Genomic DNA, 13,210 nt, shown 5'->3' with positions numbered 1-13,210 from the left:
TTGCGCTATACTCGCCGCCCTTTTTTGATCACCGCCAGGCGATTTCCCATGACCCAACAGGCCGCCGAAGTCGCGAAACGCCGCACCTTCGCCATCATTTCCCACCCGGATGCCGGTAAGACCACCATCACCGAGAAGCTGTTGCTGATGGGCAAGGCCATTGCGGTGGCGGGTACCGTCAAGTCGCGTAAGTCCGACCGCCATGCCACCTCCGACTGGATGGAGATGGAGAAGCAGCGTGGTATCTCCATCACCACCTCGGTGATGCAGTTCCCCTATCGCGAGCACATGATCAACCTGCTCGACACCCCCGGCCACGAAGACTTCTCGGAAGATACCTACCGCACCCTGACCGCGGTGGACTCGGCGCTGATGGTGCTCGACGGCGGTAAGGGCGTAGAGCCGCGGACCATCGCCCTGATGGACGTCTGCCGCCTGCGGGATACGCCGATCGTCAGCTTCATCAACAAGCTGGACCGCGACATCCGCGACCCGATCGAGCTGCTGGACGAAATCGAGGCGGTACTGAAGATCAAGGCCGCGCCGATCACCTGGCCGATCGGTTGCTACCGCGATTTCAAGGGCGTGTACCACCTGGCGGGTGACTACATCATCGTCTACACCCCGGGCCATGGCCACGAGCGCACCGAGACCAAGATCATCGAGAAGCTCGACTCCGCCGAAGCCCGTGCCCACCTGGGCGACGAGTACGAGCGTTTCCTCGAGCAGCTGGAACTGGTGCAGGGCGCCTGCCACGAGTTCGACCAGCAGGAGTTCCTCGACGGCCACCTGACTCCGGTGTTCTTCGGCACTGCCCTGGGCAACTTCGGTGTCGACCATGTGCTCGACGCCGTAGTGGACTGGGCGCCGCTGCCGCTGCCACGGGCGGCCAACGAGCGCAGCGTGGCGCCCCAGGAAGAGAAGTTCTCGGGCTTCGTGTTCAAGATCCAGGCGAACATGGACCCCAAGCACCGCGACCGCATCGCCTTCATGCGCATCTGCTCGGGCAAGTACGAGAAGGGCATGAAGATGCGCCACGTGCGCACCGGCAAGGACGTGCGCATCGGCGACGCCCTGACCTTCTTCTCCTCCGAGCGTGAGCAACTGGAAGAAGCCTATGCCGGCGACATCATCGGCCTGCACAACCACGGCACCATCCAGATCGGCGACACCTTCACCGAAGGCGAGGCCCTGGGCTTCACCGGTATCCCGCACTTCGCCCCGGAACTGTTCCGCCGCGTGCGCCTCAAGGACCCGCTGAAGTCCAAGCAGCTACGCCAGGGCCTGCAGCAGCTGGCCGAAGAGGGCGCGACCCAGGTGTTCTTCCCCGAGCGCAGCAACGACATCATCCTCGGCGCCGTCGGTGTGCTGCAGTTCGATGTGGTGGCCAGCCGCCTGAAGGAAGAATACAAGGTCGAATGCGCCTACGAGCCGATCACCGTGTGGTCCGCGCGCTGGATCAGCTGCGACGACAAGAAGAAGCTGGAGGAGTTTTCCAACAAGGCGGTGGAGAACCTGGCACTGGACGGCGGCGGTCACCTGACCTACCTGGCGCCGACCCGGGTCAACCTGGCGTTGATGGAAGAGCGCTGGCCGGACGTGAAATTCCGCGCGACCCGCGAACACCACTAAGTTCGCCGGCAACATCCCAAGCCCCGCAGTGCAGGCTGCGGGGCTTTTTTGTGCCTGTTGGCAAGCCCAGGGTGGCACGCACCGTTAGTCGGACGGGGGCTCCTGGCATGGGGATCGATAGCTGGCTATCTGGAAAGTCCCGGGTATCGCGACTAGGTTTCAGGTGGTGCTGTGGCCGCTGCACGTCAGGGTTTGCAGCCATCGATGATTCACCTATGAAGGGATGGAATCGGCTATGAGAATTTTTCAACGCGTGGTGCTGCTGATCAAGGTGCTGGTGCTGCTGAGCCTGGGAACCTCCGGGGCCTGGGCCCACAACCTGTTGCAGGTCAAGGAGCCGGGTTACTCGTCGGAGCAGAGCACGCCGGTGCAGATGCTGGCCAAGTCCGAGTCGGAGCCGGGGGATGAGGGGCAGGGCGGCAGTTCGGGGGATGACGACCAGACCACCGACGATGGCGGGGAGCCCGATCAGGGGTGAAAAAAACCCCTCGCGGCGGATCGATGCGCAATCCGTCGCAAGGGGCCGGTGCAACAAGGTCAAGGCGTCTGCGGTGGTTCCGCAGGCGCCTTTTTCATGCTCGTCTACAAGAACTGCTCGGCGTAGTGGCAAGCCACTTGGCGTGTGTCGAGCTGGCGCAGGGCCGGCTCTTCAGTGCTGCAACGCTCGGTGGCGTACGGGCAGCGCTTGTGGAAGGCGCAGCCGGGCGGCGGGTTCAGCGGGTTGGGCAGTTCGCCGGCGATCTTGATCTTCGGTTTGTCCGGGTCCGGGTGGATGGCCGGGGTCGCCGAGAGCAGGGCCTGGGTGTAAGGGTGCAGGGGACGGTTGTAGATGTCCTCCTTGGGCCCCATTTCCACCGGCCTGCCCAGGTACATCACCAGTACCTGGTCGGCGACGTGGCGCACCACCGCCAGGTTGTGCGAGATGAAGACGTAGGCGGTGTTGAATTCCTGCTGCAGGTCCATGAACAGGTTCAGCACCTGGGCCTGGATCGACACGTCCAGGGCCGAGGTCGGTTCGTCCGCCACCAGTACCTTGGGTTGCAGCATCATCGCCCGGGCCAGGGCGATGCGCTGGCGCTGGCCGCCGGAGAACATGTGTGGATAGCGCTGGTAATGCTCGGGGCGCAGGCCCACCTGCTTCATCATCGCCTGGACTTTCTCGCGGCGCTCGGTGGCCGACAGCTTGGTGTTGATCAGCAGCGGCTCGGCCAGCTGGTCACCGATCTTCTGCCGTGGGTTGAGCGAGGCATAGGGGCTCTGGAACACCATCTGCACGTCGCGGCGCAGTTGCTTGCGCTGCTCCTTGGTGGCGCCCTTGACCTCATGGCCGGCGATCTGCAGCGAGCCCGAGGATGGCTCTTCGATCAGGGTCAGGGCCCGGGCCAGGGTGGACTTGCCACACCCGGATTCGCCCACCACGGCCAGGGTCTTGCCGGCCTCCAGTTCGAAGGACACGCCATTGAGCGCGCGGACGGTGGCGTGGCCCTTGAACAGGCCCCGGGACACTTCGTAGTGACGGGTCAGGTCGCGGGCGGTTAGAACGACGGCCATCACGCCACCTCCTGGTTGAGCGGGTAGAAGCAGCGCACCAGGCTGGCGGCTTGCGGATCGAGGCCGGGGCGTTGCTGGCGGCAGTTTTCCTGGACGTAGGGGCAGCGTGGCGACAGCAGGCAGCCCTGGGGTCGGTCATAACGACCGGGAACGATGCCCGGCAGGGTGGAGAGCCGCGAGGCACCGAGGCTGTGCTCGGGAATCGCCGCCAGCAGGGCTTCGCTGTAGGGGTGTGCGGGGATGTCGAACAGCTCCGGCACCTTGCCTACTTCCACGGCCTGGCCGGCGTACATCACGCAGACGCGCTGGGCGGTCTCGGCCACCACGGCTAGGTCGTGGGTGATCAGCACCAGGCCCATGTTCTGCTCTTTCTGCAAGCTCAGCAGCAGGTCCATGATCTGTGCCTGGATGGTCACGTCCAGGGCGGTGGTCGGTTCGTCGGCGATCAGCAGCTTGGGTTCGCCGGCGATGGCCATGGCGATCGCCACGCGTTGGCTCATGCCACCGGACAGCTGGTGCGGGTAGGCGTCCATGCGGCTGGCGGCGCCGGGGATCTCGACCTTCTCCAGCAGTTCGATGGCGCGCTTGCGGGCGGCCTTGCCGGACATCTTCAGGTGCAGGCGCAGCACTTCCTCGATCTGGAAACCCACGGTGTAGCTGGGGTTCAGCGCGGTCATCGGGTCCTGGAAGACCATGGCCAGGTCCTTGCCGACGATCTGCCGGCGCTGGCGGGCGCTGAGCTTGAGCATGTCCTTGCCGTCGAAGGTCAGGGCGTCGGCGGTGACGATGCCGGGATGCTCGATCAGGCCCATCAGGGCCATCATGGTCACCGATTTGCCGGAGCCGGACTCGCCGACGATGGCCAGTACTTCGCCCTTGTCGACCTTGAGGTCCAGGCCGTCCACCACGGGAACTGCCTTGGCGTCGCCGAAACGGACATTGAGATTCTTGATTTCTAACAGTGACATGGGAATCTCCTCAGGCGGCATTCTTGAGCTTCGGATCCAGCGCATCGCGCAGGCCGTCGCCCATCAGGTTGATTGCCAGCACGCTGAGCAAAATGGTCAGGCCAGGCAGGCTCACTACCCACCAGGCGCGTTCGATGTAGTCGCGGGCCGAGGCCAGCATGGTGCCCCACTCGGGGGTAGGCGGCTGGACGCCGAGGCCGAGGAAGCCCAGGGCGGCGGCGTCGAGGATCGCCGAGGAGAAGCTCAGGGTGGCCTGGACGATCAGCGGCGCCATGCAGTTGGGCAGCACGGTGATGAACATCAGGCGCGGCAGGCCTGCACCGGCCAGGCGTGCGGCGGTCACGTAGTCGCGGTTGAGCTCGCCCATGACGGCGGCTCGGGTCAGGCGCACGTAGGACGGCAGCGAGACCACGGCGATGGCGATCACGGTGTTGATCAGGCCTGGGCCGAGGATGGCGACGATGGCCACGGCCAGCAGCAGCGAAGGCAGGGCCAGCATGATGTCCATCAGGCGCATGATGCTCGGGCCCAGCAAGCGCGGGAAGAAGCCGGCGAACAGGCCCAGCAGGATCCCCGGGATCAGCGACATCACCACCGACGACAGGCCGATCAGCAGCGACAGGCGCGAACCCTGGATCAGGCGCGAGAGCAGGTCGCGGCCCAGTTCGTCGGTACCCAGCAGGAACTGCATCTGCCCGCCTTCGAGCCAGGCGGGTGGGGTCAGCAGGAAGTCGCGGTACTGCTCGCTGGGGTTATGCGGGGCTACCCAGGGGGCGAACAGTGCGCAGAACACCACCAGCAGCATGAACAGCAAGCCGGCCACGGCGCCCTTGTTGCGGGAGAAGTGCTGCCAGAATTCTTTGTAGACGGACGGGTAAAGCAGGCTTTGATCGACTGCTACCGAGGAAGTTGGAGTACTCATGAGTCTTGGCCTCAGCGCTGATGACGGATGCGTGGGTTGGCAAAGCCGTAGAGGATGTCCACCACGAAGTTGACCATGATCACCAGGCAGGCGATCAACAGGATGCCGTTCTGCACCACGGGATAGTCCCGGGCGCCGATGGCTTCGATCAGCCATTTACCGATGCCGGGCCAGGAAAAGATGGTTTCGGTCAGGACCGCGCCGGCCAGCAGGGTGCCGACTTGCAGGCCGACCACGGTCAGTACCGGGATCAGCGCGTTGCGCAGGCCGTGGACGAAGACCACCCGGTTGGGCGACAGGCCCTTGGCCTTGGCGGTACGGATGTAGTCCTCACGCAGCACTTCGAGCATCGAGGAGCGGGTCATCCGCGCGATCACCGCCAAGGGAATGGTGCCCAGCACGATGGCGGGCAGGATCAGGTGTTCCAGGGCATCGACGAAGGCGCCGGTGTCGCCTGCCAGCAAGGTATCGATCAGCATGAAGCCGGTCTTGGGCTCGATGTCGTAGAGCAGGTCGATACGTCCGGAAACCGGGGTCCAGCCCAGGCTCACCGAGAAGAACATGATCAGGATCAGGCCCCACCAGAAGATCGGCATCGAGTAGCCGGCGAGGGAAATTCCCATCACCCCGTGGTCGAACAGCGAGCCGCGCCTGAGGGCGGCGATCACCCCGGCCAGCAGGCCGATGACGCCGGCGAAGAGCAGGGCGGCCATGGCCAGTTCCAGGGTCGCGGGGAACAGCGAGGAAAACTCGCTCCAGACGCTGGTGCGGGTGCGCAGGGACTCGCCCAGATCGCCGTGGGCAAGCTTGCCGATGTAGTCCAGGTACTGGGCATACAGCGGTTTGTTCAATCCAAGGCGTTCCATTGCCTGGGCATGCATCTCGGGGTCGACCCGGCGCTCGCCCATCATGACTTCCACGGGATCGCCGGGAATCATGCGGATCAAGGCGAAGGTCAACAAGGTGATGCCGAAGAATGTGGGAATCAACAACCCCACACGGCGGGCAATAAAACTAAACATCTTCTGAAGTACCTCAATCAGCCGGTTAGGCGTGTCCGCCGCTCCCGGGTCGGGAGCGGTGGGCGTTTCTTATTACTTCACCTGGGTGGTAGCGAAGTTGTTGGTGGTCAGGGGGCTCTGGTGATACCCCTCGACGTTCTTGCGCATGGCGGTGAACATTTTCGGATAGGCCATGGGAATCCAGGGTTGATCCTGCTCAAAGACCAGCAGGGCCTTTTCGTAGAGTTCGGCACGCTTGGCAGGTTCAGCCTCGGCGCGGGCCTGGTCGATCAGGTCCTGGAAGGTCTTGTTGCACCAGCGGGCGTAGTTTTCGCCGTTTTTCGCCGCGTCACAACTCAGGTTCGGGGTCAGGAAGTTGTCCGGGTCACCGTTATCCCCGGCCCAGCCAGCGGACACCATGTCGTGCTCGCCGTTCTTCGCGCGCTTGAGCATTTCGCCCCATTCCATCACGCGGATATCCAGCTTGAGGCCGATCTTGGCCAGGTCGGCCTGCATCATCTGTGCGCCCAGCAGCGGGTTGGGGTTGGTCGGGCCGCCGCCGTTGCGGGTGAACAGGGTGATCACGGTGCCTTCGGGCACCCCGGCTTCCTTGAGCAGGGCGCGGGCCTTGTCCAGGTCGCGGGGCGGGTTCTTCAGGCTGGTGTTGAAGCCCAGCAGGGTCGGTGGGTACGGGCCGGTGCCGACCAGGGCGTTGCCCGGGCCATACAGGCTATTGACGTAGGCTTCCTTGTCGAAGGCGATGTCGATCGCCTTGCGGACCCGCACGTCGCTCATGTACTTGCGGGTGGTGTTCATGGCGATGTAGCCGGTGGTCATGGCCGCCAGTTCATGTACCTGCAGGTTCGGGTCGGCCTTGATGCTGGGAATGTCGTCGGGCTTGGGATACAGGGCGACCTGGCACTCGTTGGCCTTGAGCTTCTGCAGCCGTACGTTGTTGTCGGTGGTGATCGCCAGGATCAGTGCTTCGGCCGGTGGCTTGCCACGGAAATAGTCCGGGTTGGCCTTGAACCGCACCTGGGCGTCCTTGGCATAGCGGATGAAGATGAACGGGCCGGTGCCGATCGGCTTGCTATTGAGCTCGGCGGTCTTGCCTTCCTTGAGCAGCTTGTCGGCGTATTCGGCCGGGAAGATCGACGAGAAGGCCATGGCCACGTCGGCCAGGAACGGAGCTTCGCGGCGGGTCAGTGTGAAGACCACGGTGTGGTCGTCGACTTTCTCTACGCTCTTGAGCAGTTCCTTGAAGCCCATGCTTTCGAAATAGGGGAAACCCACGCTGGACTTGTCATGCCAGGGGTGTTTCGGGTCCAACTGGCGCTGGAAGCTCCAGAGCACGTCGTCGGCGTTCATGTCGCGGGTCGGGGTGAAGTAGTCGGTGCTGTGGAACTTGACGCCCTTGCGCAGGTGGAAGGTGTATTGCAGGCCGTCAGGGCTGATTTCCCAGGACTCGGCCAGGGCCGGCTCGATGTCCGTGGTGCCCGGCTTGAAGTCCACCAGGCGGTTGAAAATGGTTTCCGCCACTGCGTCGGCAGTCACCGCGGTCGTGTACTGGACCATATCGAAGCCTTCCGGGCTGGCTTCGGTACAGACCACCAAGGGTTTGGCCGCGGCGCCCAGGGCGACGCTCAGCAATGCGGCGCTCAAGGCCGCTTTCATGGGTAGCATTTTCATCGAGAACCCCTTTCGAACGATGGAACCAGCGTAGCTTGAAGGGCGGACTCGTCATGAGTCCGCCGTTCGACTGGTGGGTTATAGGATATTGAATGGAACCGTGGTGACCAGGCGGAACTCGTTGATGTTGCCGTCGGCCTGGTACTTGCTGGCGCGGTGGGTGGTGTAGGTCGCGCGGATGGCGGTGGCCTTGAGCGGGCCGCTCTGCACCGCGTAGCTGGCGCCGATGCCGTATTCGTAGTGGGTTTCGCCGTCCATGGTGCTGACGCCGACCAGTTTGCCTTCGGAGTTCAAGCCACCGTAGGCGGTGCCCTTGTAGTGGGTACCGTCGATGCCCCAGCCACGGGCCTGGTAGATGTTGAACTTGAGGCCGGGCACGCCGTACTCGGCCATGTTCAGGCCGTAGGCGATCTGGAACGACTTCTCGTTCGGGCCGTTGAAGTCCGAGAGCAGGGAGTTGGCCAGGTAGATGCCGTTGGTTTCGTGCAGGTAGTCGAAGTACTCGTTACCGTTCACCGCCTGGTAGGAGAAGGTCAGGCTGTGGGCCTGGTGGGCCAGGCCCAGGGACAGCGAGTAGGTATCGTTGTCGATCTCGCCCATCTCTTTCTTGCCGGTATCGACGGTCTTGTAGTAGTTCAGGCCGGTGGTCAGGCCCAGCACCGAGCTGTCGCCCAGTTCGTGGGTGAAGCCGAAGTAGTACTGGTTCCAGAAGTCTTCCACCTTGGACGCGTAGAGGCTGGTCTTCAGGCTCTTGAGCGGCTGGTAGTTGGCGCCGATCACGCTGACGCGGTCGGTCTCGGCGGTGTTGTTGGTGTATTCGGAGCGGAATTTCGACAGGCTCTGTTCGGTCCGTGGCGATACCCGGTCATAGGTGCCCGCGTCGAACGACAGGTTGTTGAATTCTTCGCTGTGGATACTGGCCCCTTCGAAGCTCGAGGGCAGCGGACGGTTGCCGATGACATCGACGATCGGCGTGCTGACGTTCTGCCGGCCGACGGTCAGGGTGGTGTTGGATACGCGAAACTTGACGTTGGCCAGGCCCAGCTTGCTCCACTGGCCCACGGCGTCGCCGTCGGAGTGGGTCAGGGTACGGTTGTTCTTGCCGGCGATGTCCTTGCGGTCACGATCCAGGGCAATGGCGTTGTAGGCGGCGACTTCGGTACTGACCCCAACGGTGCCTTCGGTGAAGCCGGAGGTGTAGTTGAGGATGGTGCCCTGCACCCAGTTGATACGGCGTGATGTGGAGGTCGGCTGGCCGTTGTGGTTGTAGGAGAAACGGTCGTTACGACGCTTCAACTCGTTGGCGTACCAGTTACGGGTGCTCCCGGACAGGCTCTGGCCTTCGATGAACCCCTTGGACTCGGCCTGGGCATTCTTGCTGTTCAGTTCAGTCGGGACGAAGTCCTGGCTGACGCTCTCTGCATAGGCCGTAGCAGTAATGCTACTGATGGCCAGGGCTAACAATGCGCTGCTGCTCAGTTTCATGGGTGATGCTCCTTTGTTTTGTTTTTTTACTTGCCGGTTTTTTTCGGCCGGCTGGCTTTTTGGAACTCATTCAAGGCATCGCAAACGTTTGCAGAGGGCTCATTCTCTGAATCCAGGCAATACGCCTGCATGAGGGCGAGCAACGCCCTCAGGGTTCTAGGCTCATCGGTTATGGGGTCAGGCCGACCCCGGAAAAGGAGTTGCGGCCAAAGGGGCTGACCTTGAAGCCCTCGACTTTCGCGCTCAACGGCTGGTTGATCGTCGAATGGGCGATCGGGGTGATCGGCACCTGTTGCTTGAGCAGTTGCTGGGCCTGCTTGTACAACAAGGTGCGCTGGTCGCGGTCGGTGACGATCTTGGCCTGCTTGATCAGCTTGTCGTACTGCGGGTCGCACCACATCGAATAGTTGTTGCCGCCAATGGCATCGCAGCTGTACAGGGTGCCCAGCCAGTTGTCCGGGTCACCGTTGTCGCCGGTCCAGCCGATCAGGCTGACGTCGTGCTCGCCGTTCTTGGTGCGCTTGATGTACTCGCCCCATTCGTAGCTGACGATCTTCACCTTGAGGCCGATCTTCGCCCAGTCCGCTTGCAGCATCTCGGCCATCAGCTTGGCGTTGGGGTTGTAAGGGCGCTGCACGGGCATGGCCCAGAGGTTGATTTCGGTGCCTTCCTTGACGCCGGCGGCCTTGAGCAGTTCGCGGGCCTTTTCCGGGTTGTAGGCGGCGTCCTTGATGCTGTCGTCGTAGGACCACTGGGTGGGGGGCATGGCATTGACCGCCAGTTGCCCGGCGCCCTGGTACACGGCGTTGAGGATGGCCGGTTTGTTCACCGCCATGTCCAGCGCCTGGCGTACTTCGAGGCGATCGAAGGGCTTGTGCTGCACGTTGTAGGCGATGTAGCCGAGGTTGAACCCGGGCTTCTCGATCACCTGCAGTTTCGGATCGTTCTTCAAGGCCTCGATGTCCGCAGGGCGCGGATGCAGGGTGATCTGGCATTCGCCGGCGCGCAGCTTCTGCACCCGTACCGAGGCGTCGGTGTTGATGGCGAAGATCAGCCGATCGAGCTTGACCCGGCTCGGGTCCCAGTAATGTGGGTTGGCGGCGTAGCGGATCTGCGAATCTTTCTGGTAGCGCTGGAAGACGAAGGGACCAGTGCCGATGGGTTTCTGGTTGATCTGGCTCGGGTTGCCGGCCTTGAGCAGGTGCTCGGCGTATTCGGCGGAAAGGATCGAGGCGAAGCTCATGGCCAGGTTCTGGATGAACGCCGCATCCACGGTATTCAGGGTGATGACCACGGTCAGCGGGTCGGTCTTCTCGACCTTGGCGATGTTCTTGTTCAGGCTCATGCCGTTGAAGTAGGGGAACTCCGTCGGGTAGGCACGGCGGAACGGATGGTCGGCGTCGAGCATGCGGTTGAAGGTGAACAGCACGTCGTCGGCATTGAAGTCACGGGTTGGCTTGAAGTACGAGGTGCTGTGGAACTTCACGCCCTCGCGCAGGTGGAAGCTGTACTTCAGGCCATCCTCGGAGATGTCCCAGCGCGTGGCGAGGGCGGGCAGGACGTTGGTCGCGCCTCGCTCGAACTCCACCAGGCGGTTGTACAACGGCTCGGCCGCATCGTTGTCGGTGGCGGTGGTGTATTGCGCGGTGTCGAAGCCGGCCGGGCTGCCTTCGGAGCAGAACACCAGGCTGCGATCGGCGGCCTGGCCCAACGAACTGGCGACCAACAAGCTGCTGCCCAGCAATGCCGGGATGATCAAGGAGTGACGCATGACGATCCATCTCCATTTTTTGTTGTGATGATCAAGGGACCATGGCTCCTTCCTGGAGCCTGTAGAGGCCATTGATGACAAACCATGGTTGCAAAAATGCCCACCGTCGCCCTTGCAAGTTGAAGGCCAGGGCCGTATCCGGCGCGGGCTCTGCAAGTCTTTTCGGGTACGGCTCCGGGATCGCGCGGCTGCGAGGTAGCGCAGTTGCGTCGATGCCGGGGCGGACTCTTTCGGGGGGCAAGGCGACGGTGGCGTCAGGACGCCACCGTCGTCGCAAGTTACTTGCTGATGCTCACGCCGTAGAAGGAGTTCAAGCCGAACGGGCTGATCTTGAAGTCCTGCACGTTGGCGCGCATGGGTTGGAACACCGTCGAGTGTGCGATAGGTGTCATCGGGACTGCGTCTTTGAGGATGTGCTGCGCCTGCTTGTACAGCTCGGTGCGTTTAGCGACATCCGATGTGGCCTTGGCTTGCTTGATCAAAGCGTCGTAAGGCTTGTCACACCATTTCGAGAAGTTGTTGCCGTTCATGGAGTCGCAGCCGAACAGGGTGCCCAGCCAGTTGTCGGGGTCACCGTTGTCACCGCTCCAGCCGATGATCATCGCCTGGTTCTCGCCGCCCTTGGAACGCTTGATGTACTCGCCCCACTCATAGCTGACGATGTTCACCTTCAGGCCGATCTTCGCCCAGTCGGACTGCAGCATTTCTGCCATCAGCTTGGCGTTGGGGTTGTAGGGACGCTGTACCGGCATGGCCCACAGGGTGATCTGGGTGCCTTCCTTGACGCCGGCTTCCTTGAGCAGTTGGCGGGCTTTCTCGGGATCGTACTTGGCGTCCTTGATGGTGGTGTCGTAGGACCACTCGGTCGGCGGCATGGCGTTGACCGCCAGCTGGCCGGCGCCCTGGTACACCGAATCGATGATCTGCGGCTTGTTCACCGCCATGTCCAGGGCCTGGCGTACCTTGAGGTCGGCCAGAGGGTTGGCGTCGGTGCGGCCCTTGAGGACCGGCATCACGTTGTAGGCGACATAACCCAGGTTGAAGCCGGCCTGTTCAGGCATCTTCAGGTCCTTGTCTTCCTTGAGGGCCTTGAGGTCGGCCGGACGTGGGAAGAGGGTGACCTGGCATTCGTTCTTCTTCAGCTTCTGGATACGCACCGATGGGTCGGTGGTGATGGCGAAGATCAGGTTGTCGATCTTCACGTCTTCAGGTTTCCAGTAGTCCTTGTTGCCGGTGTAGCGGATGTTCGAGTCTTTCTGGTAGCTCTTGAACACGAATGGGCCGGTACCGATCGGCTTCTGGTTGATGTCGCTGGTCTTGCCTTCCTTGAGCAGCTTGTCGGCGTATTCGGCGGACTGGATGGAGGCGAAGCTCATGGCCAGGTTCTGGATGAACGCGGCGTCGACGCTCTTCAGCGAGAAACGCACGGTCTTGTCGTCGAGTTTCTCGATCTTGGTGATGTTGGTGTCCATCCCCATGTCGGTGAAGTACGGGAATTCGGTCGGGTATGCCTTACGGAACGGCATGTCCTTGTCGATCATCCGGGTGAAGGTGAACACCACGTCGTCGGCATTGAAGTTGCGGGTCGGGGTGAAGTACGGCGTGGTATGGAACTTGACGCCTTCACGCAGGTGGAAGGTGTAGGTCAGGCCGTCTTCGGAGATGTCCCAGCTGGTGGCCAGGCCCGGGATGACCGCGGTGCCGCCACGTTCGAACTGGCTGAGACGGTTGAACAGGGTCTCGGCCGAGGCGTCGAAGTCGGTTCCGGTGGTGTACTGGCCCGGGTCGAAACCGGCAGGGCTGCCCTCGGAGCAGAACACCAGATTAGTCGCCGCCTGGGCGATGGGGGCGCTGGCCAGCAGACCGGCGCTGACTAAAAACGGAATGACTGCTTGTTTGAACATGGTGGCCTCATGATTTGTTGTCATTGTTTGTGTTGAGGGCGACCTTGTGAGTCGACCCGCCGATACTTATGCAGGCCCCATACCCAATGCAAGATGTGGGGCCGGCGCAGGTATCAAAGAGTGGAACGAACGTACAGGAATGACGCATTTGTATAAAACTTGACGCATTTGATCGTTTGCGTCGGTTCTTTATGGTGCATTTGCCGCCTTTTTTGTGGGCATGCATGGGCGATTGCGCCCCGTAATGGTGCATGCCTTGGGCGGGCGGCGAGCGACTTGCGCAGCGG

Annotated in this window: 10 protein-coding genes; 2 read left to right on the top strand and 8 right to left on the bottom strand. The window is 62.4% G+C overall.

From position 1 onward, the window contains the following. Positions 1–48: 48 nt before the first annotated feature. Both AC3WK8_RS15535 and AC3WK8_RS15530 read left to right on the top strand, forming a co-directional pair. Complete coding sequence (locus AC3WK8_RS15535) at positions 49–1,632, top strand: peptide chain release factor 3 (RefSeq protein ID WP_022642288.1); 1,584 nt, start codon at positions 49–51, stop codon at positions 1,630–1,632. A gap of 235 nt (positions 1,633–1,867) precedes the next feature. After that, complete coding sequence (locus AC3WK8_RS15530) at positions 1,868–2,110, top strand: hypothetical protein (RefSeq protein WP_022642289.1); 243 nt, start codon at positions 1,868–1,870, stop codon at positions 2,108–2,110. A 104-nt stretch (positions 2,111–2,214) separates the two neighbouring features. On the opposite strand, the gene AC3WK8_RS15525 is transcribed toward AC3WK8_RS15530, so the two are convergent. From AC3WK8_RS15525 to AC3WK8_RS15490, 8 genes are all read right to left on the bottom strand, one after another. Then, positions 2,215–3,183 carry a peptide ABC transporter ATP-binding protein gene (locus AC3WK8_RS15525; RefSeq protein ID WP_022642290.1) on the bottom strand — a complete coding sequence of 323 codons (969 nt, stop codon included), beginning with the start codon at positions 3,181–3,183 and terminating at the stop codon, positions 2,215–2,217. Then, a complete protein-coding gene (locus AC3WK8_RS15520) occupies positions 3,183–4,151 on the bottom strand; it encodes an ABC transporter ATP-binding protein (protein WP_085596336.1) in 969 nt (322 codons plus the stop codon). The genes AC3WK8_RS15525 and AC3WK8_RS15520 overlap by 1 nt, the downstream gene beginning before the upstream one ends. A 10-nt stretch (positions 4,152–4,161) precedes the next feature. Further along, positions 4,162–5,073, bottom strand: coding sequence for an ABC transporter permease subunit (locus tag AC3WK8_RS15515; RefSeq protein ID WP_022642292.1), 912 nt, complete (start codon positions 5,071–5,073; stop codon positions 4,162–4,164). A gap of 11 nt (positions 5,074–5,084) precedes the next feature. Then, a complete protein-coding gene (locus AC3WK8_RS15510) occupies positions 5,085–6,095 on the bottom strand; it encodes an ABC transporter permease subunit (RefSeq protein WP_053138564.1) in 1,011 nt (336 codons plus the stop codon). A 72-nt stretch (positions 6,096–6,167) separates the two neighbouring features. Continuing rightward, positions 6,168–7,763 (bottom strand): ABC transporter substrate-binding protein, encoded by a 1,596-nt coding sequence (locus AC3WK8_RS15505; RefSeq protein WP_085596335.1) that lies wholly within the window; start codon positions 7,761–7,763, stop codon positions 6,168–6,170. A gap of 78 nt (positions 7,764–7,841) precedes the next feature. After that, the gene (locus tag AC3WK8_RS15500; protein WP_085596334.1) at positions 7,842–9,248 is read right to left on the bottom strand and encodes an OprD family porin; all 1,407 of its coding nucleotides are present in this window, start codon (positions 9,246–9,248) and stop codon (positions 7,842–7,844) included. A 169-nt stretch (positions 9,249–9,417) separates the two neighbouring features. Further along, complete coding sequence (locus AC3WK8_RS15495; RefSeq protein WP_103325032.1) at positions 9,418–11,019, bottom strand: ABC transporter substrate-binding protein; 1,602 nt, start codon at positions 11,017–11,019, stop codon at positions 9,418–9,420. Positions 11,020–11,297: 278 nt separating this feature from the next. Further along, positions 11,298–12,923, bottom strand: coding sequence for an ABC transporter substrate-binding protein (locus AC3WK8_RS15490; protein ID WP_053138570.1), 1,626 nt, complete (start codon positions 12,921–12,923; stop codon positions 11,298–11,300). Positions 12,924–13,210: the final 287 nt, after the last annotated feature.

The sequence above is a fragment of the Pseudomonas sp. FW507-12TSA genome (assembly GCF_058781435.1).
Note: the sequence above shows the minus strand (reverse complement) of the source record. Positions and strands in the feature narration are given on the sequence as shown.

Coding starts and splice junctions, on each gene's coding strand:
- AC3WK8_RS15500 (WP_085596334.1), bottom strand. CDS start 9,248: ATGAAACTGAGCAGCAGCGCATTGTTAGCCCTGGCCATCAGTAGCATT.
- AC3WK8_RS15510 (WP_053138564.1), bottom strand. CDS start 6,095: ATGTTTAGTTTTATTGCCCGCCGTGTGGGGTTGTTGATTCCCACATTC.
- AC3WK8_RS15525 (WP_022642290.1), bottom strand. CDS start 3,183: ATGGCCGTCGTTCTAACCGCCCGCGACCTGACCCGTCACTACGAAGTG.
- AC3WK8_RS15505 (WP_085596335.1), bottom strand. CDS start 7,763: ATGAAAATGCTACCCATGAAAGCGGCCTTGAGCGCCGCATTGCTGAGC.
- AC3WK8_RS15520 (WP_085596336.1), bottom strand. CDS start 4,151: ATGTCACTGTTAGAAATCAAGAATCTCAATGTCCGTTTCGGCGACGCC.
- AC3WK8_RS15495 (WP_103325032.1), bottom strand. CDS start 11,019: ATGCGTCACTCCTTGATCATCCCGGCATTGCTGGGCAGCAGCTTGTTG.
- AC3WK8_RS15490 (WP_053138570.1), bottom strand. CDS start 12,923: ATGTTCAAACAAGCAGTCATTCCGTTTTTAGTCAGCGCCGGTCTGCTG.
- AC3WK8_RS15535 (WP_022642288.1), top strand. CDS start 49: ATGACCCAACAGGCCGCCGAAGTCGCGAAACGCCGCACCTTCGCCATC.
- AC3WK8_RS15530 (WP_022642289.1), top strand. CDS start 1,868: ATGAGAATTTTTCAACGCGTGGTGCTGCTGATCAAGGTGCTGGTGCTG.
- AC3WK8_RS15515 (WP_022642292.1), bottom strand. CDS start 5,073: ATGAGTACTCCAACTTCCTCGGTAGCAGTCGATCAAAGCCTGCTTTAC.